At 47.7% G+C, this 23,339-nt stretch carries 14 protein-coding genes; 5 read left to right on the top strand and 9 right to left on the bottom strand.

Annotation, left to right across the window (positions count from 1 at the left end):
- Positions 1 to 68 precede the first annotated feature (68 nt).
- The 9 genes from H164_RS0106675 to xerA form a co-directional block, all read right to left on the bottom strand.
- Positions 69 to 1,688, bottom strand: a complete 1,620-nt coding sequence (locus H164_RS0106675; RefSeq protein WP_025830114.1) for a SusD/RagB family nutrient-binding outer membrane lipoprotein — start codon at positions 1,686 to 1,688, stop codon at positions 69 to 71.
- 19 nt (positions 1,689 to 1,707) lie between these two features.
- On the bottom strand, positions 1,708 to 4,875 hold the full coding sequence (locus H164_RS0106670) for a SusC/RagA family TonB-linked outer membrane protein (RefSeq protein WP_019967909.1): 3,168 nt from the start codon (positions 4,873 to 4,875) through the stop codon (positions 1,708 to 1,710).
- Between the two features lie 786 nt (positions 4,876 to 5,661).
- Positions 5,662 to 6,603, bottom strand: a complete 942-nt coding sequence (locus H164_RS0106665) for an NHL repeat-containing protein (protein WP_026356268.1) — start codon at positions 6,601 to 6,603, stop codon at positions 5,662 to 5,664.
- Between the two features lie 35 nt (positions 6,604 to 6,638).
- Complete coding sequence (locus tag H164_RS0106660; protein WP_008564668.1) at positions 6,639 to 7,835, bottom strand: porin; 1,197 nt, start codon at positions 7,833 to 7,835, stop codon at positions 6,639 to 6,641.
- A 60-nt stretch (positions 7,836 to 7,895) separates the two neighbouring features.
- Entirely contained in the window at positions 7,896 to 8,789 is an 894-nt protein-coding gene (locus H164_RS0106655) for an HAD-IIA family hydrolase (RefSeq protein ID WP_019967907.1), read from the bottom strand.
- A gap of 3 nt (positions 8,790 to 8,792) precedes the next feature.
- Entirely contained in the window at positions 8,793 to 10,277 is a 1,485-nt protein-coding gene (locus H164_RS0106650) for an MFS transporter (RefSeq protein WP_008564672.1), read from the bottom strand.
- A 24-nt stretch (positions 10,278 to 10,301) separates the two neighbouring features.
- Positions 10,302 to 11,696 carry a phosphoglycerate transporter protein PgtP gene (gene pgtP, locus H164_RS0106645; RefSeq protein ID WP_008564675.1) on the bottom strand — a complete coding sequence of 465 codons (1,395 nt, stop codon included), beginning with the start codon at positions 11,694 to 11,696 and terminating at the stop codon, positions 10,302 to 10,304.
- Between the two features lie 1,143 nt (positions 11,697 to 12,839).
- Complete coding sequence (locus H164_RS0106625) at positions 12,840 to 14,330, bottom strand: acetyl-CoA hydrolase/transferase C-terminal domain-containing protein (RefSeq protein WP_019967904.1); 1,491 nt, start codon at positions 14,328 to 14,330, stop codon at positions 12,840 to 12,842.
- 403 nt (positions 14,331 to 14,733) lie between these two features.
- Positions 14,734 to 15,651 (bottom strand): site-specific tyrosine recombinase/integron integrase, encoded by a 918-nt coding sequence (gene xerA, locus H164_RS0106620; RefSeq protein ID WP_019967903.1) that lies wholly within the window; start codon positions 15,649 to 15,651, stop codon positions 14,734 to 14,736.
- A 100-nt stretch (positions 15,652 to 15,751) separates the two neighbouring features.
- Here xerA and aroQ point away from each other — a divergent pair, with 100 nt between their 5' ends.
- From aroQ to H164_RS0106595, 5 genes are all read left to right on the top strand, one after another.
- The gene (gene aroQ, locus H164_RS0106615) at positions 15,752 to 16,186 is read left to right on the top strand and encodes a type II 3-dehydroquinate dehydratase (protein ID WP_019967902.1); all 435 of its coding nucleotides are present in this window, start codon (positions 15,752 to 15,754) and stop codon (positions 16,184 to 16,186) included.
- A 3-nt stretch (positions 16,187 to 16,189) separates the two neighbouring features.
- Complete coding sequence (locus H164_RS0106610; protein WP_019967901.1) at positions 16,190 to 16,870, top strand: O-methyltransferase; 681 nt, start codon at positions 16,190 to 16,192, stop codon at positions 16,868 to 16,870.
- Positions 16,871 to 17,102: 232 nt separating this feature from the next.
- The gene (locus H164_RS0106605; protein WP_019967900.1) at positions 17,103 to 20,201 is read left to right on the top strand and encodes a SusC/RagA family TonB-linked outer membrane protein; all 3,099 of its coding nucleotides are present in this window, start codon (positions 17,103 to 17,105) and stop codon (positions 20,199 to 20,201) included.
- Between the two features lie 10 nt (positions 20,202 to 20,211).
- Positions 20,212 to 21,945 (top strand): RagB/SusD family nutrient uptake outer membrane protein, encoded by a 1,734-nt coding sequence (locus H164_RS0106600; RefSeq protein WP_025830116.1) that lies wholly within the window; start codon positions 20,212 to 20,214, stop codon positions 21,943 to 21,945.
- The gene (locus tag H164_RS0106595) at positions 21,939 to 23,333 is read left to right on the top strand and encodes a DUF4960 domain-containing protein (RefSeq protein ID WP_025830117.1); all 1,395 of its coding nucleotides are present in this window, start codon (positions 21,939 to 21,941) and stop codon (positions 23,331 to 23,333) included. The genes H164_RS0106600 and H164_RS0106595 overlap by 7 nt, the downstream gene beginning before the upstream one ends.
- Positions 23,334 to 23,339: the final 6 nt, after the last annotated feature.

The raw sequence follows: 23,339 nt of genomic DNA, 5'->3' as shown, positions 1-23,339 counted from the left end.
ATGTCGCTATATTTTGTTATGAATTGAGTTACATGCTTGAAAACATTTGTTTTTATCAAGAGGTTTCGTTATTGATCCCACCAAACAGGCTTGTTCCAATCGTCAGTTCCGCCGAGTCGTTGCAGCACTTCTTCATACTTGGCCTTGTTATATGTGCCCTCAAAGAGCGGATAACAGAGGCGCAAAGGAATAGTTTGCGAGTTTAAGCACTTGGCTCCGTATTCTGTAGAAGACTTTAATACGGGGTAATCAACCCTGCGCCAGTTGGCATATCCTTCCCATGGGTTGTCAAAATGCAGGATCCATAGTTGCATATTGATTTTCTCGATTTGGTCTTTTTGGTCGGCCGATACGTTGTTGGCTGCAATATACGTGTTGATGTCAGCGTCCTTGAAGGCTTCGGCCCCATAACTTTCCAAGTGATGGAACGCGGCTTTCACACCTTCTTCGTAGAGTTGCTCGACAGTTTTGCTGCTCATCTCGCTTCCCCACCGTGCCACGGCTTCGGCTTCCAGCAACTTTGTCTCGGCAAGGGTCATGATAACGCCGGGCGAAGTAGGCCTCAAGTAGAAGTTATTGACTTGCGGTCGGCATTCCTTTGCATAGTATTTCTGCATCTTTGAGCTCCAATAGCCACTCGGCCATCGCTCCCAAGAGAAGTAACCCGGGTCTACCGGTTGGAATTTTGCTTTCGGTGCGGACAGCATATCCTCTGTGATGTCATGGCGACCAAAGGGATTATTGGGCGACGTTTCATCGTAAGTGCGGCAATAGACGAACAACCTTGGGTCGTTGGTGTCTTTTAATTGATTGAAGAACGTAGAGCAGATATAGGTTGCAGGATATTCTCCTGTTCCCTTCATCAGCAGTGCTATGCCGTTACGTCTGTATTCCATGGTGGCCCAATCAAAGCTGTCATAGACGTATTTGACGAGTGCTTCTTCTTCAGCTGATGAGATTAATCCGCCGGGATTGTGCAAAGCTTTACTTACTTCCTGCTTGGCAAATGCGGGATCTGCCTTTACCATGCGCATAGCATAGCGCAAATGGAGTGAGTTAGCCAGCTTCTTCCATTTTAAGATATCGCCATCATAGATGATATCTCCCTTCACCTTCATTTTCTCACTGGCACTTAAAGAGTCGACAGCTGTCTGTAGTTCGCTCATGAAATCCTTATAGATGTCTTGTTGTTTATCGAACGTCGGCAGCACATTGTCGTCGAAATGTCCGCGACAGGCCTCAAAATAAGGTACGTCGCCATAGAGGTCTGTGACGATACCGAAGCAGTAAACCTTGAATATGCGTGCTATATAATGCAGATTGCGCTGCTTTATGTTGCTTGTGCGGTTGACAATGTCAACGAGGTTCTTGAGCGTCAGCACATACATGTAGTCATAGATTGCGCCCACATATTGCGGATGCTTCGCATAACGGCCGCCATAAGTGGTCGTTGCCCAGTTACCCATCAGGTATTGACAAAAAGGAGAAACGTAATTAAGGGTTGTTTCATGCCAAAGCCAAAAGCCCCATATCTGTGCTTCGCATTGTGTGAGCTGATAGTTAGGGTCTGCATTCGATGATCTCTTTGAGTTGGTATTCATTGACTCAAAGGCACTGTCGTCACAAGCCCATAATGCAAAGGCTGACAAGCAAAGCAAACAAGCTAAAAGTTTATGTGTTGTTTTCATAATTGAGTTCTTTCTTTCATTAGAATTTGAGGTTTACGTTCATTCCAATGCTTCTTCTCGACGGAAGTGAGCCGTATTCGAGTCCCAAAGACGGTCCATTGTTATAGTTGGAGTCAGGGTCGATGTTGGGAATGTTCTTGTAGATGTTGAAAAGGTTACGTGCAACAAACGAAACGGACAGCGACTGGATAACCTTCCCCAGCATTCTTTTCGGGAAAGCATACGATAAAGTCAGCTCACGCAGCTTGACATATGAGTTGTCATAAATGAATGGACGAGCCGTATTCATGGCCACATGCATCCAATAATCCTGCGGGTTGACATAAATATCATTCGGTTTATACGTTCCATCGGGCTGCTCAATCACGCCTTTGGCAATGTATCCTCCCGTAGGCTTCCAATCTTTGGGGGCCACACCGGCTTGTAAACGTTGCTCTTCTGATGCATACCACCCGTCTCTTCCCTCGAGTGTTTCCTTATTTTTACCCGTATAATAGGCCGACCGAGCTGACATGGAATAGAGATCTGCGCCTACTTTGACATCAAAGATAGCTCCAAGCGTGAGATTTTTGTAGCGGAAGTTGGTCGTAAGTCCGCCCGTCCAGTCCCATGTTGCATTACCTAAGACTTTCAAGTCATCGGTTATTTTGGGCAATCCCGTCTTTCCATCGATGATGACATCGCCATTTGCATTGCGCAGGAAGTCTTGTCCCATGATACAACCATAGTTCTCGCCCACCTTGGCTACGATTTTTACACCAAGCCAGCGGGCTGAAGACAATTCGAACTCATCTACTCCATTGGCCAATTTCCTGACTTTATTCTTGTTCTTTGCAAAGTTCATGTTCAGATCCCAGCTGAAATCCTGCAGGTCTATCGGCCGTGTATTCAACACAATCTCGATACCTCGGTTCTCAATATCTCCGGCATTGACCATCTTAAATCTGTAGCCTGAGCCGTGTGCTGTGTTCATTCGAAGGATTTGGTCCCTACTATGCTGATTATAATAGGTGACATCGAGCCCAATCCTATTGTTCAAGAACTTCAATTCAAATCCCAATTCCACGGAGTTTGTCATGGTTGGTTTAAGTTTCTTATTGGGAATCACGTCGTTTGTAATAGAAGCCATCGGATATTTCCCAAAATTATGGGGTGCCATTTCATACATCAGTTGCAACAAGTAAGGCCAAGTATCGTGTCCAACCTTTGCCCACGAAGCACGTACCTTGCCATATGGCAATATTTCCTTGTTGATATGGAAGAACTCCGAGAATAAGAAACTGCCCGAAACCGAGGGATACCAATAGAGATTGTTCTGTATCGGGAGCGTGGAAGAATAGTCGCCGCGCAGCGTCATATCCATATATGCGAAGTTATCATAACCCAAATTGAGGCTTCCATAGACGGAATTGATTTGTTTGCAATAGGGTTCTTCTTCTATTTTCCGCTCGGAGAAGCTCTCCAAAGCCTTGGCATCGCGCATGACCATGTTTTGTGCCATGATGATTCGCGTCTTATTGTCTACCTTATAGATGTTCCCACCGACCGTAGCACCATAATTCAGCTTCTTAAACCGGTCTCTATAGCTTGCCAAGAACTCTGCCGTATAGGTGCGATTGCGGTAATCCTTGATAGTGAGCGCACCCATTTCGCGTCCGGGAGACGTAGGATAAGCGAAGTCTTCAAAGACGAGAAAATTCATATCCGTACCGAGAGTGGCCCGCAATGACATTTGTTTGAACGGACGATATCTAATGACTGCCGACCCTCTATAGGTGTCTTTCTTCGTGTCATTGGACATTTTATTCAACACCCAGTAGGGATTTATGTTGTATCTATCGCCGTCGTTCCAGTTGTAGTATTCCCCGTTGGCATCCTGATAGTTGTCGCGCAGCCATGCTTGGTCAAAGGTTGTGGAAAGCGTCATCAGGTTTTTGGCGATGTTGGCACGGTGATCGGCCACCGCAGGACGGTTGTGAACGTTCTCGTGAGTGTAGGTAACTTTGAAGTCCAAGTCGACATATTTCGTGATATTTGTATTGGCACGGAGGTTCAAAGTGTTGCGCGACATGTGCGTTTTGGGGATAAGATCCTTGTCACGCATGTCGGTATAGGTCACACGCAAGCCTGTTTTACGCACCATTTTATCGATGATTAGCGAATTGGTTGTGTTAACTCCCGTTCTGAAAAAGCCGTCGATGTTATCCTTGACAACGAGCAACGGACGAGCCACGCCGTCAAAATAGGTCAGATAAAGACCGGGATCGACTCTCGGTCCCCAGTTGCGATTGGAGGAATATCGGTCGTCGGAGAGCGTGATGCGACCGTCAGAACCTTGTCCGAACTCATATTGTACGTCGCTCCATTTCGTGAGTTGCGTCTCAATCGTAGCCGTACTGTTCAGTTCAATCGAGAAGTCTTTCTTCGTACTTGCCTTCTTCGTCGTGATAAGAATCACACCGTGAGAGGCCCTACTTCCGTATAAAGCCGAGGCGGCCGGCCCTTTCAGCACTGAGATGTTCTCGATATCGTCGGGGTTGATGCTTGAGATTCCGTCGCCAAGGTCGAAACCTCCCCATTGATCGGAGCTGTCATAGTTGGTGTTATCCATGGGAACGCCGTCGATGACATACAGCGGTTGGTTGTTTCCCGTTAGCTCCGTGCTTCCTCTAAGGATTACTCTTGTGGAGCCCGCAGGCCCGGTTGCGGTCTGACTGATGGAGAGTCCGGCCACTTTTCCGGCCAACGAGTTGATGACATTCGTCTCTTTTGCCTTCTGTAACTCCTTTCCATCGATTTCACTCAACGAATATCCCAACGCTTTACGTTCGCGCTTGATGCCCAAAGCCGTGACAACCACTTCGTTCAAACGCTTGGTGTCTTCTCTCATCGTAATGATTATCGGTTTCCCACGCCCTGTAACTTTCACCTCTTGTGTGGCAAATCCGATGTAGCTGACAACGAGAACGGATCCCGGAGCGGCCTTGATACTGAAGTTGCCTTCCGTGTTTGAAATCGTTCCCTCTTTGGTTCCTTTGACCATAACACTGGCCCCAATGATCGGATTGTTCTCTGTGTCCAACACAGAACCGCTTACATGTGGCGTCTGAGTTTGTGCCTGCACACCATTTCCCCAAAGGAGAAAGAGGCTGAAAAGCGTCAGAAATAAATAAAGATGTTTTTTCATAAGTTGATATTATATTTAAGTATGCTTCTTTTTCAATGTGTCCTTCATCGGCAAAATTCGGCACAAAGATATGGAAAAAGGAAGCGGAGAAGGTTGAAAATCTATCGGAAAACGTTTGAAATACATCGGAATGTAAGGTTAAAACCATTTAATCTATAGTTTAAAATGTTTCAAATGCGATTTCGTTTCAATTTTATTGTGCTTTGACCTCTGTCGTTCTGTTTTGTAATCTCAGCCATTTCACCGCGTAATATCACCTGTTTTACCGTGTAATCTCAGCCATTTCGCACGGCAAAATAGGTGAGATTGGAACATAAGGTGCAAGTCGTTGGTTATCAGGTTGAATAAATGTAAAAATCGGCGGAATGGATATCTGCTCCAACGAGCCATGCTTTTGTGTCTTCATTCAGCTGGAGCGGACGCACGAGCCGTGCGTCCCTACATACCAATCATGGGCGGATTGATGCGTAAAATGGTTGATGGAGTGAGCGACCCGAATGCATGTAGGGACGCACGGCCCGTGCGTCCGCTCCAACGCCTGTGCATATCCGCTCAAAAAGCCATACATTTGCATTTCATTCACCTTGGACGGACGCACGAGCCGTACGCCCCTACATGGAAAAGCGAGCTTCTGTGCAGTCTAAAATAGGGATGCACAGCCCGTACGTCGGCTCAATGGCCTTTTTATCAAGATAAAAAAGGACGCCGAACAATTGATCACTCAATCGTTCGGCGCATTTTATAGCTCATAGGCCTAAGGCCATGAGTGAGAAAAGTCTGTGTTGTTTATTTGATTTTCTCGTAAACATAGAGCTCGTGTACCTCACCCGTGTAGCCTTCCTCGGTGAAAGGACCGATCGGCATGCCCAAAAGTATCTGGTTACCACGGTTGTTGAGCACCACAAGGTCGTCGTTCGTCGGGTCTATGGAGAGCCCTTCAATCTCGCCGGCACGGCGGAAATCGCCCATTTCGCGGAAGAGTTCAATGCGACCTGCTATGGCTCCGGCTGCAACCTTACCCGGTTTCTTCACTGCTTTGAAGTTCTCTACGGTCACTTGTGTGCCGTCTTTAAGACCAGTATAAGGCACGTTGGAAACGTCGGCCACGTAGATGTTGTCTGCAATACCGAAGGTTGACTCGCCATCATCGGCAGCAAAGAGCATTTTTCCATCGGCAATGAAGATGCCTTGGCACCAATATGGACACGGACGGCACTGCATCTTGGTGTAATACTTGCCCGTTTCGAGGCTGTAACAATACACGTATCGACTGTCAACCCAGTCACTCATCCACACAAGGTTCTTCTCGCGGTCGATGGCAAGGCCTGAACACTCCACTTGTCCCGACTCCGCAATCCATGGAATGGTTCGTTTCCACTTCAAAGTCTTAGCATCATAGACGTCAATTGATATATTATGGCCCTGACCGAACTCAAATTTCTCGTTACCGGTGTAGATTTCGCCGTTGAAGATGTCGATATCGCCGAAGTGGTTGGCCTTTTCTGGGTCTCTGAACGGCTGATCGTTCTTCATAATGAGGTTGCCCTGCTTGTCATACTTGTAGAGTGCGCGCGTGTCGGACACGTAGTAGTAGTCCTTGTCAATGGCAATACCTTGCCGACCGGCTACGGGAATGACCTTCTTGAGGCGATATTCGGAGCCCAAGTGTTGTGCATGTGCCGCAACGGCTAAGCAAGCGGCAGCAAGAATCATAGATAACTTTTTCATAATCGTGAATTTTGAAAGATTAAACGATGGTTTTCTTAGAACTTATACATGGCCATGATCTGTATCTGGCTTGAACCTTTCTTGCCACCATTGGAGAAATCTTTTGCCTCTTTGGTGTACATGGAGTAGCCATAGTTAGCCTGTATCTTGAGTTTCTTGGAGAACATGTAGGTGAAGCCACCCAAAATGCGGTCGTAGTTGTTCAAGGTTGCCTTGTTTACCTTGTCGCGATACATGTCATAGCGCACAACTGGCACCCAATTTCCGATGGTATAGGCCGCAAGGGCATAGAAACCGTCTTCCTTCACATAGCTTCCGGCCTGTATGTGGCCGTATTCTGTACGCAGGTTCAAGCCGTTGGGGTCGTTATACCATGCTCCGACGATGTAACGGTTCATCTCTTGATGCTTCACACCGGCCGGAACAAGACTGTTTCCACCAGCGATATTCTCCGAAGCATACTCGCCCCAGTTGTACGCACCCTTGAACATAAGGTTCTTGATGGGGCGGAATTCGAGTACAGTAATGATGTCCTTCGACTTGTTGTTGTCGTCTTTCATCGGCATGTTTCCGTTAGTCAGCGAGAGGTAGTAGCTCAAATAGTTGAAGTCTTTCTCTGCATTCGGCAGCAGATTACCGAACACCATCACGCCAAGGTCGCGACCATAGTCCACAACATTGTAGGAAACAGGGTTACGGCACACCATTCTGTAGCAGATATTAGAGAAATCGACAGTCTCGAGCGTTGCGGGAGATATGTTATAGTTCTCAAATCCGAGCGGAAGATAGTATTGTCCGGCCCTGATATTGAGCGCATCAGAGAGCTTCGCTGTGGCGAAAGCGTCCATCACTTGGAGGTTCTTCTGTCCGTTTCCGTTCCTTGAACCGCCGATACCATTGAAAGCCTCAATCTGTAAACGGAAGGTAACGTTCTCCATCACCTGTCCGTCCATGATTAAACGCAGGCGTTTGGCTTGGAACGACGACGTCCCTTTGCCTTGGGTGGTGTAGTTCCAACCCGTTTGCAGGTAACCTGAGAGCTTCGGGAGCTTGGAGATGAGTTTTTCCAAGGCTGAAGTGTTTTCCTCATCCGTGGTTTTCTCGGTCGAGGTTGTGGCTGTTTCCGTTGCAGTGTTCGTTTCTGCCGGTCCCATGTTCGCGTTTTCGTCGGCTGCAAGCGCAGGAGCTGAAATCAACAATGCGCTCACGAAAGACATAAATACTCGTTTCATAGAATGTAGTGTTAGTTATTAATGAATGATTGATTATAAAAAATACAAGTCTTTATTGAGTTAAGACAATGTCAGTTTTCTTGCTTTTACCAACAGTTTCCCAAACTCTTCGACGTTAAGCGCCGTAATATCTGGTTGCCGTTCATAGGTAAGGGATTGTTCCAACGTTGTTTCTCCAGAGAGAACCAGCACACCCAAGGCCCCTGCATTCTGTGCGGCGGCCACGTCGGTATAGATTCTGTCTCCGCACATGGCGACTTCATCGGGCTTCAAACCAAACCGTTCGCTGATACAATAGAGCATATTGGGGTTGGGTTTGCCGATGACAACGTCGGGCTTACGCTTTGTCGAGGCCTCAATGGCGCTGCAAATAGAGCCGCAATCAACAAGAATTACCTCCTGATCCGTGGGGCATACCCAATCGGGATTGGTGGCAATGAAGGGGATTTCGGCCTTCGAGGCCCACCAAGCCGCACGACATAGCCGTTCATAAGTAAGGGTTGTGTCGAAAGCAACCACCAACATGTCCGGACGGTCTTGCGGAGAATCTGCCGTCAGTTCAAAGCCGGCGTTCGTGAATTCCCGTTGCATGCTCGGTGTTCCCAAGGCGAATATGCGCTTGACTTGTGGATAATGCAGCTTGATATAGTCTATCGCAGCAATCGACGACGTGTACATCTGCTCCTCCGTTGCCTCAATTCCCAATGCTTTCAGCTTCAATAAATAGTCCTTACTGCTCTTGGTTGGGTTGTTGGTCAGGAAAGAATACGAGATACCATGAGCCCTCAGCGTCTGCAAAAAGCCTTGGGTATAGGGGAAGAGTGTACTTCCCAAGTAGATGGTTCCGTCCATGTCCAAGGCCACATGCTTGATCTTGGCACAGCATTTCAGCAATCTTTCTTCCGAAAACGGGGTGATATAAGATTCAATGGTCTTCATATGGCGTTCTTTCATACGTTATTCGTCGTAGTTGATAGACTGACTCTTCTCATAACCATCGCGTGGAGCTTGCCACATCGACACGAGAATGAAGATGCAGATGACGGCAACAACGATGATGGTTTCAAAGACATGGGTCCACCCATAGAGGTCGGCAACGTAGCCAACCAGCAGGCCCGACAGACCGGCACCAATGTAACCCAAGATGCCCGCCAGGCCGTTGGCACGCGCTGAGGCCTCTTTCGTGGCCTGATTGCCCAAAGCTATGCCGATAAGTGCCTGTGGTCCGTAGATACAGAAGCCTGCACCGATGAGGATAATCGTTGTCAAAAGGAAGCTCGAATTCTGGGGTAGGAACCTGAATATCGTCATAAAGAGCGTCGCACCCACCATGCTGAACACGCACATACGGTGAGCCTTGCCTTTAAAAAGATGGTCAGTGGCCCACCCAGCGAACAAAGTTCCGACGATACCTGCTATCTCAAAGGCCGCAACAGTCCAGCCGGCTTCCGCTATTTTCATGCCTCTGCTCTCGGTAAGGAACTTCGGTCCCCAGTCTAAAATACCCATACGAACGATATATACAAAGAGATTAGCGATGCAAAATGTCCAAACCCAGCGGTTTTTCCACACCATAATCATCTCGAATTTCTTCCGGGCTTTCTTGTCTTTTGCGTCAGTATAGTGGCCCAATGAGGTGTCGGGGAGGTCGGGAAGCCCTACATCTTTCGGCTCATCGCGGAGTCCTATCAGAATGAAAAGCGAACCTACCAACGCGATGCAGGCCGGAATCCAAAAGCACCAACGCCATGCTCCGGTATGAGATGCGTAGGCCAAGGCCTGATTTGCGGCATCCGTGACCCCATTGTCTGTGAGATGGGTCGTCAACTGGGCCACCCAAGCCGGATTGCTGCTCAGGTTGACGCCCATTGTGCCCATGATGTATCCGCAAATCAGCACGGCCAGCGTCGCACCCACGGAATGTGAGGTGTTCCATATCGACATCTTCGTGGCTAACTCGCTGGGATGGATCCAGTGGGGCAGTATTCTGGCGCAGGGAGGATAGCCCATTCCTTGGAAATATTGATTAAGAATGATGATGATTCCCATGATGAAGATAAACGTCGACGTGAAGTCTGCCCCGTGATCCGCCCCGGTTATCATCGCACTAAGGTTGACACCGAACCCGAAAGCAAAGTTTGCAACGGCACAAAGGAACAAACCTAATGCCATGACAATGCGACCTTTGATTTTATCGACCAGATAGCCGTTGATGAATCTCGAGAAACCATAGACGAGCGAGCCGATAAAGATAATCCAACCAAAGCTTTTATTGGTGATACCATACTCTGCTGTCAGTCCTGGCATGGCCAAAGAGAAGTTCTTTCTCACGAAGTAGAAGATGGCATATCCTATCATTGTGATGAGAATAGTGCGCATCTGCCATTTCAAAAACGGTTTTCTTTGTGGGCCTAACGGTTTATATACGTCTGTCTTTTCCATTATAAAATTTAGTGTTTTTAGTGTTTATGCTTCGTTCTTTTGCTGTTTTACCAGATATTGTTCCTCATGATAGGTCAGTCCCATAAAGAGAATGGAAAGTAAACAGGCGATGATGAGGAGGATAAACGTCCAGTTCCAGCCGGCAACTTCGGCCACATAGCCGATAACGATGTTGGCCAGAAGCGCCGTTCCCAGTACATAGCCCATGAAACCCGTCAAACCGGCCGCCGTTCCTGCTGCATTCTTCGGCGCAAGGTCTAAAGCTTGCACCCCAATGAGCATTACTGGCCCGTAAATCAGGAAACCTATGGCGATTAAACAGCCGATAACGACATTCACATTGTCGATGTTCTGCCAGTAAACCACGATGGCTACGGCCACAAGCACCATGAATAGGATCGTAGGCAGGGCACGTCGGCCGTTGAATACCTTGTCTGACAGCCAACCGCAGATGATGGTGCCCGGAATGGCAGCTATCTCGTAGGCGAAGTAGGCCCAGCCGGCACTCTTGATGTCGATGCCTTTCTCGGTCAGAATAGTCGGTGCCCAGTCCAAACAGCCGTAGCGTACCATGTAAACAAAGGCATTCGCAAAGGCAATATACCAAAGGAACTTGTTGGAAAGCACGATTCTGAATATCTCTTTCGTGGAAAGTACCTGCTCGGCCTTCTCATTATAGTTCTTTGAAGCCGAGCCGCTCCACTTCTCAATGGACGGAAGTCCGCACGATTGTGGCGTGTCTCGTATCATGCTATAGGCCAACAAGGCAATCAAAATGGCTACCGCGGCCGGGAAAGCATAGGTTCCGATGAGGAAATATCGCTGCGCATCGGCGCCATAGAACCATGATCCGAACCACATTGCGCCATATACGGCCATAGGACCTACCAAAGCGCCGCCAACATTATGGGCACAGTTCCAGAATGACATCCATGTGCCGCGCTCTTTGATGGAGAACCAGTGCGTCATCACGCGTCCGCACGGCGGCCACCCCATGCCGTTGAACCAGCCCACAAGGAAGTTGAGCACAGCCATCAGGAGAATGGCCAGCGATTTGTGGTCGGCGCCGATCCATTGAATGGGAACAATCATGAAGAGCATGGATATGGCGGCCATCACCAAGCCCAATGGCAGGAAAGCACGGGCGTTGCTACGGTCGGAAATGCTTGCCATGATGAACTTCGAGAAGCCATATGCGATGGCATTCATCGAGAGTACGATGCCCAACTCGCCTTTGTCGAAACCGAAATTGGCAAGCATCGGTATCGCCATTGAGAAGTTCTTGCGCACAATATAAAAGCCGGCGTATCCGATAAAGATGCCCAAGAACACCTGCCAACGCAATTTCTTGTATCTTGCATCGGCTTCGGGGCCGGTTTGTTCGGCTTTATAGGCCGGAGGAGTCAGTAGTTTCCACATAGGATATGAATGGTTTTCAGTGTTGTAAATAGTGTGTTATCATCTTATAAAGCCTGTGTTCTCAAGCAAAGGTCGTGCATTTGGGAATACGAATCCCGTCGCCCGGCATCACTTGCCCATGGAAAAACCGAGGCAAAAAGACCGTAAAAGAAATACCATTTAGGCTTATTCTTCGTTTTCATTGTATGATATGATGGTTTCATTTCGGAAATATTCCGCATCACTTTGCTTGTGTTGGTAAGACTATATGTTTCATACGAAAACAAAGATAGGCTATTTATGGCAATTTCATTCATTCTATTAACATCTTTTATAAATTTAATAACCACCTTTTCCCTATTCCTTTTCATGCCGATAAAGGCCGAAGTCATTTCCATTGTCCATGCCCTTGAGGCTCATAGGAATTGAATGAGAGGTGGAATAAGCCACATGCACCCCGTAAACCCCATTGGATTTATGGCCTCTCCTGACCCTTTCAAAGGCAGGAAATCCAATCTATTGCAACCCCATGCTGTTGGCGACAGGTCGCTTGGTTTTCCTTGTTCCATTTCTATTCGGCGGGGAATACATCGCAGCTATTGGGGTTCAATGCTGCAAGCGTTGCGCGTTTCATTCCCAATCGATTCTTTGAAGCGGTGTTGCGTTGTCTTGTTTTTCGGCTATGCTCAGTCGTTTGGTTTCCGAAGAGGAATGCAATGAAAATACTTAACAAAAGGCTTTGCGTAGCTTGCGTATTTGAAAAGCGAAAGAAGATGGACGGAAATACACGCTGAATTTCAGATGTTTGTAATTCGTTGGCCAGCAGATGGTTATGAAATTCAGCAGAAACAACGACGGGAAATAAATGCCAAAGTGGGGCCGTTTGGCTGCAACAACGTTGCAATATGCCTCGGTTTGGCAGGTAAAATAAGCTAGATTAGCGTGTAATATGACCCATATCGTCATGTAAAATGGGCCATATTGCGAGCAAACAGGACTGAAACAAGCACATCACTTGCAAGAAACGACAAGACCATTTGCCAAAACCAAGCAGAAAACCGCAGAGACCTTCGCCTCCCATTTCTATTTGGTTGCTTGGAAAAGCCCTGTCTTTTGTGTAATTATTTTAACATGATCGACAGAAGATACCATCTCTTTGCGGCATCAAAACTCCGTCAGTCGCATGTCGCCTTTCGTCAGATAGGCATCGTGGAAGGCGAGGGCTGCACGCATGTGCTGCGGTTCGTGTCCCTTACCTGCTATCTTCAGGTAGTCGCGAAGCAAGGGACGATAGTCCGGGTGCGCACAGTTTTCGATGATTTCCTGCGCTCTTCGCAGCGGACCTTTGCCTCTCAAGTCGGCCACTCCCTGCTCGGTTACAATGACATCTACGTCGTGTTCGGTTGAATCTACATGGCTGCACATGGGCACAATGCTACTGATGGCACCGTTTTTTGCCGTACTCTGTGTCGTAAAAATGCTGATAAAGCCGTTCCGTTCATAGTCGCATGAGCCGCCGACTCCGTTCATCAGCCGGCTGCCACAGATGTGACTGGAGTTCTCGTTGCCGTAGATATCGCACTCAAGTGCCGTATTCATGGCGATGACTCCAAGTCTTCTGATGACCTCGGGCGCGTTGCTAATCTCGCTTTGACGTATGGTTATGCGGTCTTTGAAATAGTCCATGTCGGCATAAATGCCTTTTAAGGTGTCGTTGGTGACAGTCAACGACGAGCAACTGGCAGCCTTGATGCGCCCCTCTCTCATGTATTTTACGACGGAATCTTGCACAACCTCCGCGTAAACGGAGAACACCGGGACGGCCGGATTCTGCCCCAATGCCTCGAGAACGGCGTTGCTCGTCACGCCAACTCCGCTCTGCAAGGGCAGGAATTCGGGCGGAATGATGCCCCGTTTCAGGTCGTTTACCAAGAAATCGGCCACGTTATGGCCCATTTGTTCAGTGACCGGGTCGAGCGGAGTGAATGCGCGTGCTTCCTCGGGAATGCAACATTCCACCACACCAACGATTTTCTTGGCATCGATTTCCACGTATTCTCTGCCGATGCGGTCGCCAACCTGTAGGATAGGAATGGGGAGACGGCGGGGGCATTCGGCTATCTCGTACACGTCATGCAGCAGATGTGACGTCGGATGGTGAAAGCTGTTGTGCTCGATGATGACGTGTTTAGCCAGCCTGACAATGGTGGGTACGATGCCTCCGGCACTGGTCAGGAAGGCCTTGCACGTGGAGGTTCCCTCCTCCAAGCCGCTCACTTCGATGATGGCCCAGTCGATTTCGCCATAGAACCCACGCCGCAATCGCTCGGCAACATGGCCAAGATGCATGTCCTCGAAGTCGATTTCGCCCGCGTTAGTGCAGTCTCTGAAGTCCTTATTCGTGGAGAACGGCGCCCTGAACTTGATAGCCTTGGCCGCTGCCATGTCGCCTTCTACGCTCTGACCTGTGGAGGCTCCGGTGATAATTCCAATCTGAAAGGGACGCCCGGCCTCGTGTTCTTGCTCGGCATGTTTGGAGAGTTCGCGGAAAACGGCCTTGGGAACACCGTTTGGAGTGAACCCCGAAAGCGCAATAGTCTCGTCGTTTTTGATCATGGCCGCAGCCTCGGCAGCCGACATTCTCGTGTATCCCATATCGTCGTTTCAATTGATGTGAACAAAGATACGACTAATTTTATAAATATACAAACATTCTTTTGTTTTTGCATAAAAGCAAGATAGATTTGTATAATTATCAATATTAGATGCGCAAAAGATTGGTTTTCGGGGCCGATAGCTCTTGTCTTAGGGCAGAAGACAGCGTGGTTTGCAAACCCAACCTGCTTCCATGGAATGTACTTCCACCTTATTATATATATATCTATCATGTTCTCGCCTCCCGTTTTATTGCGAAAAGGCTGTGAATTGGGTTTTTGGAGGCATGTGAATGGAGTTATTGTCGGCACATTTCGTATGAAGCGAGCATGCAGAATGCGCACGTGCGTTTCCCTTTCACCTTGAGCGGACGCACGAACCATGTGTCCCTACATGCGTTACCTCATGGTTTTTTCATGTTTCGGGGGTGATGATTCAGGATTTCTTCGCGTAAGGTTGTCGTGTCGATGTGCGTATAAATCTCGGTGGTACCGATGCTTTCGTGGCCCAACATGGCCTGAATGGCCCGCAAATCGGCGCCACCTTTCAACAAAGCCGTGGCAAAACTGTGGCGCAAGGTGTGGGGGGAAATCGTCTTTTTGAGGCCGGCTTCTTCAGCTTGTCGCTTGATCATGATGAGAATCATGGTGCGCGTGAGATGCCCACCACGCTTACTCAGAAATACGAAATCCTCTTCTCCGCGCTTGATTTTCAGGTGGACACGGTCGGTGAACCACAGTTTTAGTTCTTTAATGGCACGCGGAGAAATCGGTACGAGCCGCTCTTTCGACCCCTTACCCAGCACGCGAATGAAGCCTTCTTCAAGATGGAGTTGCGAGAGTTTCAAGTTGACTAATTCCGAAACGCGCAGACCACAAGAGAACAATATCTCGATAATGGCGCGGTTACGTTGGCCTTCGGGCTTCGAAAGGTCAATGCTTTGCTCCAGCAAATCCACCTCTTCGGTGGACAGAACCTCGGGTAGATGTTGTCCCAAGACGGGCGATTCGAGCAGTTCGGTGGGGTCGGTTTCGATGTAACCGTCGAGCAACAGATAGCGATAAAAGGAGCGGACGCCACTCAAGATGCGGGCCTGCGAGCGCGGACCGACTTGATATTCATGCAGTGAAGCCGCAAAATGCTGCAGGTCTTCGGGCTGCAAGGCCGTCGGTTTGCGCGATTCTCGGTCGCAATAGTCCATGAGCCACGCGATGTCATGGGCGTAGGCATCGATTGTGTTCTGCGAATAATTGCGCTCCAACTTCAGATATCGCAGATAAGTCTTCAGTATATTCGCATCGCTTTTCTTGTCGGTTTCCATTTATTTTATTATTTTTGCTGCTGCAGGATGGCGTATTTGGCAAGTGTTGTAAGCCTTTCCGCATGCCATTGCTGCAAAGATAAACAAAAAAAACGAGACAATGAAGATTCAAATCATCAACGGACCGAACCTCAATCTCTTGGGAGTTCGCGAGCCGGGTATCTATGGCGGCCGGTCGTTCGAGGACTTTCTGCCCGCATTGAAGGCTAAATTCCCCGACATCGAGATTGAATATTTCCAGAGTAACAGCGAGGGTGAGCTGATTGACAAGCTGCAGAAAGTGGGCTTTACGCATGACGGTGTGGTGCTGAATGCCGGTGCCTACACCCATACGAGCATTGCTTTGCAAGACTGTATTCGCGCATTGAAGTGCCCGGTGGTGGAGGTTCACATCAGTAATGTGCACCGTCGGGAGGCTTTCCGCCATCAGTCTTATCTCAGTTCTGTCTGCCTTGGCGTCGTCTGCGGCTTCGGATTGCATGGCTATGTCATGGCCATTGACGGCATACTTGCCCATCTTTCCAATGCCGTTTGAGCGATGAACAGACACGGAGAGCGGCAGGTTGCGGCACTGCAAAGCATAGAAGACCCTATCAATGCATATATCGTGCAACACATCGACCCCGAAGACGACTATCTGTATCGCCTCTATCGGGCCACGAATATCCACACCATACACGGCCGAATGGCCAGCGGGCATATTCAAGGCAGGCTGCTCAAGATGCTTGTCACGATGATTCGACCGAGGAATATCCTTGAAGTGGGCACGTTCAGTGGCTACAGTGCCATTTGCATGGCCGAGGGATTGACGGGCGACGGCAAGGTATATACGTTTGAAATCAACGACGAAATGGAAGACTTTACACGCCCTTGGATCGAGCAATCTCACGTAAGTGAGCGCATTGTTTTCGCCATCGGAGATGCTAATCTGTTGGCCCCTAAGCTTGGAATTACGTTCGATATGGCTTTCATCGACGGCGATAAACGCACGTATATCGAGACTTATGAGATGGCAATGTCAGTGCTTCGGCGGGGCGGTTACATTGTGGCCGACAATACATTGTGGGACGGTCACGTCGTGGATTCAGCCTATGACCACGACCAACAAACCCTCGGTATCCGTGCATTCAACGACCATGTGATGGCCGATAAGCGGGTAGAGAAAGTTATTCTGCCTCTTCGTGACGGCCTTTCGCTTATCCGTAAGGTTGCGGAATAGGCCAAAGAAGTACGATGGATGGCAGAAAGTGGGGCCAACCTTGCAGAGAATGCAACATTTTGAACAAAAGCTATCACTTTTGTTTCATGTAACATTTTTGCTTTGTTTTGAACGATAAGTTCGTTCGTTTTACAAGATTGCGGTTTATCTTTGCGACAGAAACCTTGATAGGATCATTGAAAAGTCATGTGGTTCCTGTCTGATAACATTATAAACCTAAATAAATTAACGAATGAACAATCTGAAACGACTCATGATGAGCGCCACGCTCATGTTCTGTTGCACATTGATTTATGCGCAAACAGAGTTTTCCGGAATTGTTGTCGATGCCAATGGCGACCCGATTATCGGTGCCTCGGTCATGGAAAAAGGTACATCTAACGGTACGATTTCCGACATCGACGGCAACTTCAAACTGAAGGCGAAGCCGGGTTCCACCCTTCTTATCACCTACATCGGCTACGTCGGGCAAGAAGTAAAAGCAGCTCCAAATCTGAAAATCACACTGAAAGAAGAATCAAAACTGTTGAACGAGGTTGTTGTTACGGGCTATACGAAGCAAAGAAAGGCCGATTTGACGGGAGCAATCTCAGTGGTCAGCGTCAACGAAATAGCCAAACAGAATGAAAACAACCCTATCAAAGCACTGCAAGGTCGTGTGCCGGGAATGAATATTTCGGCTGACGGTGCACCGTCGGGAAGTGCAACTGTGCGCATTCGCGGTATCGGAACGCTCAACAACAACGATCCACTTTATATTATAGATGGTGTGCCAACGAAAGCAGGTATGCACGAACTCAACGGTAACGACATTGAAAGTATCCAGGTGTTGAAGGATGCAGCCTCGGCTTCTATCTATGGTTCACGTGCTGCCAACGGCGTAATTATCATCACAACCAAGCAGGGAAAGAAAGGAAAAGTAAAGGTTGACCTTGACGCTTCAGTAGCCGTTTCATCCTATGCGCATAAGATGGATGTGATGAATGCTAAGGAATATGGGCAGGTAATGTGGCAGGCTTATGTCAATGACGGTATGGATCCCAACACCAATGGCTTGGGCTATCGCTACCAGTGGGGCTATGATGCCAACGGATATCCCGTGCTGAATGGCATCAAGATGAATAAATATCTCGATGCAGCAAGCACAACTCCTGCCGCAGATACCGATTGGTTTGACCAAACAACGCGTACAGGAGTAATCCAACAATATAATGTTGCCGTGAGCAACGGCACGGAGAAAGGAAGCTCTTACTTCTCTCTTGGCTACTATAAGAACCTTGGTATCATCAAAACTTCTGACTTTGAGCGTTTCTCTGCACGTATGAATTCCGACTATAAGCTCATCGGTAACGTACTGACTGTAGGTGAAAACTTCACCTTGAACCGTACTTCTGAGGTGCAAGCTCCTGGTGGTTTCCTCAGCAACGTATTGCAATTCAATCCCTCTTTGCCTGTATATACAGCTAAAGGAGAGTATGCCGGCCCTGTAGGAGGCTATCCTGACCGCGAGAATCCAGTAGCACGTTTGCAACGAAACAGCGATAACCGCTACACATATTGGCGCCTTTTCGGTGATGCTTACTTAAATTTGAACCCTTTCAAAGGCTTTAATATCCGCTCAACTTTCGGCCTTGACTACAGCCAGAAGCAACAACGCATCTTCACTTACCCTGTAACCGAGGGCAATGTTGCCAATAACAAGAATGGTGTTGAAGCCAAACAGGAACATTGGACGAAATGGATGTGGAATGCAGTTGCCACTTATAACGCCGTTATGGGACTCAACAGAGTAGACGCTATGTTCGGTATGGAGCTTAACCGTGAGGATGATACCAATTTCTCTGGGTACAAAGAGAACTTCATTATCCTTAATCCCGACTACATGTGGCCTGATGCCGGCGTGGGAACAGCACAGAGTTACGGTGGCGGTTCGGGCTTCTCGCTCATCTCTTATTTCGGTAAACTTAACTACAACTACGATGATAAGTACATGGCTTCATTGACAATGCGTCATGATGGAAGCTCCCGTTTCGGTCGTAATAACCGTTATGCCACCTTCCCTTCTGTCTCTGTGGGCTGGCGAATCAACCGTGAAAACTTCCTCAAGAAAGCTACATGGATTGACGATTTGAAGCTTCGTGCTTCATGGGGACAGACAGGTAACCAGGAAATTTCGAACATTGCACACTACACTATCTATGTAAGTAACTACGGAGTCGGTGAGAATGGCGGTCAGAGTTATGGCACTTCTTATGATATCGGTGGTACCAATGGTGGCAAAACCCTGCCGTCTGGCTTCAAACGTGACCAGATTGGAAACGACAATATCAAGTGGGAAACAACCACACAGACCAACCTTGGTCTTGACTTCTCATTCTTCAACGGAAGTCTTTATGGCGGTTTTGACTGGTATTACAAGAAGACCAAGGACATTCTTGTGCAGATGGCAGGCATCGCAACCATGGGAGAAGGCAGTACACAATGGATTAATGCAGGCGAAATGGAGAACCGAGGTATAGAACTAAACCTTGGCTATCGCGGTCAGACCAACTTTGGATTGAAATATGATCTCACAGGAAATATCGGTACATATCGCAACAAGATCACGAAACTTCCAGCTACAGTTGCTGCCAATGGAACCTTTGGTGGTAACGGGGTGAAGAGCGTTATCGGTCATCCTATGGGTGCACAGGTGGGCTATATTGCCGATGGTATCTTCAAAAGTCAAGACGAAATCGACAATAGTGCCGTGCAGGATGGTGCTGCATTAGGACGCATCCGCTGGAAAGATCTCAATGGAGACAATAAGATTACTGAGGCAGATCAGGACTGGATTTATAATCCCGTGCCCGACCTCACCTATGGTTTCAATCTCTATTTAGAATATAAGAACTTCGATTTCACCATGTTCTGGCAAGGTGTTCAAGGTGTGGATATCATTTCAGACCTAAAGAAAGAAACCGATCTTTGGGCGGGTTTAAACATTGGTTTCCTTAACAAGGGACGTCGTTTGCTTGATGCCTGGAGCCCAACCAACACGGGAAGCAACATACCGGCATTGACTTTGTCGGACAACAACAATGAAAAGCGTGTGTCAACCTATTGGGTCGAAAACGGTTCTTACTTGAAACTGCGCACCATTCAGTTGGGATACAACTTCCCACAAAGCATTGCCAAGAAACTCTTTATGGAGCGTTTCCGTGTTTATTTGAGTGCACAGAACCTACTTACTGTCCATAGCAAGAGCTTCACGGGCGTTGATCCGGAGAATCCTAACTTTGGATATCCAATCCCACTCAACATCACTTTCGGACTGAATGTTACATTCTAAATCTAAAACAATGAAGAAATTAATATATATTTGTACGGCGTTGATGACGCTTGTATTAGGTAGTTGCTCTGATTTCCTCGACAAACAGACACCGCAGGGAACGCTGAGCGACAAGCAAGTAAAGGAATCCAAATATGTGGATAACCTTGTTATATCGGCTTATGCCGTATGGATTTCGGCCGAAGACATCAACTCTTCGTTCTCAATGTGGAACTTTGATGTGCGCAGCGACGATGCTTATAAGGGCGGCAATGGTACGAGTGACGGTGATGTTTTCCACCAGTTGGAAGTTTCTCAGGGCATTCTTACCACCAATTGGAACATCAGTGACATGTGGCAACGCCTTTACAATTGCATCTCCCGCGTGAATACTGCCATTGCTCTGCTTGATAAAACAGACGCAACAAGCTATCCGCTGAAAGCCGAAAGAATAGCCGAGATGAAATATCTCCGTGCTTATGGTCACTTCCTTTTGAAGAGACTCTATAAGAATATCCCCTTCATTATGAACGAAAGCCTCACAACCGAGGAGTATAACAACCTTTCCAACCGTGAGTTTAACAATGATGAAGGCTGGCAACAGATTATCAACGACCTTGAGGTTGCTTACAAAACGCTGCCTGTGAAGCAAACAGAAGTGGGCCGACCCAGCAAGGCTGCCGCTGCAGCTTTCCTTGCAAAGGTCTATCTTTACAAGGCTTATCATCAGGATAATGCTGAAAGTAACCAGGTAACGAGCATCTCGAAAGACGACTTGAAGAAGGTTATCGAATACACAGATGAAAGTATTTATACGGCCGGAGGTTATGGACTCGCAGCTGATTTCCACGACAACTTCCGTCCAGAACCACAGTATGAGAATGGCAAAGAGAGTATCTGGGCCATGCAGTATTCCATGAACGACGGTACAAAATACGGTAATCTGAACTGGAGCTACGGTCTGATTGTGCCGAATATTCCTGGAGTTACCGATGGAGGTTGCGACTTCTACAAACCCAGTCAGAACCTTGTCAATGCCTTTAAGACCGACAACAACGGTCTTCCTGAACTTGACAACTTCAACAAAGACAATTATGACAAGACCAAGGATTATGCTGATCCGCGCCTGTTTCTCACCGTTGGAATTCCTGGTTTGCCTTATGAATTCAACAAAAAGTATATCATGGACGAGAGCGCTACATGGAGTAGATCGAATGGTCTCTATGGCTATTATGTCACATTGAAGCAGAATGTAGACCCAGACTGTGGCTATCTCATCAAAGGTTCATGGTGGGGCACACCAATGAATCGCATCGTTTTCCGCTATGCCGATGTGCTATTGGAACGTGCCGAAGCTTTAGTTCAGTTGAATGACGGCCGAATCAATGAAGCCATTTCACTCGTTAACCGACTTCGTGCACGTGCAAAACAGAGCATGAGTGTTATCGGTGATTATGAAAGTAAATACGGTGTAAAGATGAATGTCGGGACTTATACTGGCAGCTATGACCAAAATCAAGCTTTGAAAATCGTTAAAATGGAACGTAGGGTAGAGCTTGGTATGGAGAGTGAGCGCTTCTTTGACCTTGTTCGTTGGGGCGAAGCAGAGAGCGTTATCAATAAATATTATGCAGAAGAAGCCAACGACTGCGCTATATATAAAGGTGCTAAGTTCACTAAGGACAAGAATGAATACCTGCCGATTCCATACGCACAGATTGCTGCATCGAACGGTCATTATACACAAAACATAGGAGCATGGTAATTATGAAAAGACTGATTTCAACATTATTTATAGTATTGTTGGGCGTGATTACATTCACATCATGCAGCGACAGCAACGTTTCTGACTTGCAACTCAATGGGAATTGTGCACTGAAGAGCCTGAAACTCGACCAATACGAGGGCACTATTGACTCGGCAAACCGTACGGTTACAGTACGCGTTCCAGAGACTTATACCGTTGAAAATATGGCTGTGACCACACTTACTATCAGCGACGGTGCCGAAAGCAACATCAAAGTGGGCGATAAACTCAATATGTCTACACCGCAAGTCATTCGTGTGACCAACGGAGATGTACTGCTTGACTGGACGATTAGCGTGAAACGTGATGAAGCCAAGATAAAGAGTTTCAAAATAAACGACATTTATACGGGGATCATTGATGAGGAATACAAAACCATTTCGGTATATGTTCCAAAGGAACTTGACCTTACAGCCCTCACGCCTACTATTGAATACAGCGATGATGCAACCCTCGAACCAATGAGTGGCGTGCCGACAAACTTCATTAATCCTGTTGTCTTCAAAGTCAAGAACAATACAGCAGAGAGTCAATACACCGTTACCGTGACTGCAATCGGCAAACCTTCGGCTGTCTTTGTAGGCTTGGCTGCCTCGATGGATCAGTTGAATATGGAGGAACAAACGGCCTGCAAGTGGATGCTGGAGAACGTTTCCAACTCGCTTTATGCCTCTTTTGCCGATATCAAGAACGGCACTGTAGACCTCAGCGAATGTAAAGTTATATGGTGGCATTACCACAAAGACGGTGGCGTTGACGGCAAAAATGCATTTGAAGCTTCAGCTCCCGAAGCCCTCAATGCAGCCTTGAAGCTGAAAGACTATTATAATAATGGTGGCTCATTCCTCTTTACACGCTATGCAACCAATATGCCTGCAGAGATTGGAGCCGTTGCCAACAATGCCTGTCCTAACAACTGTTGGGGACAGAACGAGGCTGATGCTGAGACCGTAAATGGGCCATGGAGTTTCATGATTACAGGCCACACGGATCATCCTTTGTTCCAAAATCTCATCATGAAGAGCGGTGAACCGGCAAATGTCTACACCTGTGATGTAGGCTATCGCATTACTAACTCTACCGCACAATGGCACATTGGAAACGATTGGGGCGGTTATGATGACTACACAGCATGGCGTAGTAAGACCGGAGGAAAAGACCTTGCGTATGGTGGCGACGGTGCTATCGTGGCATGGGAATTCCCTACAAGCGGCACAAAGGGCAAGATACTATGTATCGGTTCAGGCTGTTACGACTGGTACAGCATCGCTGAAGTGGCTGAGAACTATCACAAAAACATTGCCAAAATGACTCGCAATGCATTTGATTATCTGATGAACAAGTAAATATAA

Origin of the sequence: Segatella maculosa DSM 19339 = JCM 15638 (genome assembly GCF_000382385.1) — a bacterium.
GTDB lineage: Bacteria > Bacteroidota > Bacteroidia > Bacteroidales > Bacteroidaceae > Prevotella > Prevotella maculosa.
Note: the sequence above shows the minus strand (reverse complement) of the source record. Positions and strands in the feature narration are given on the sequence as shown.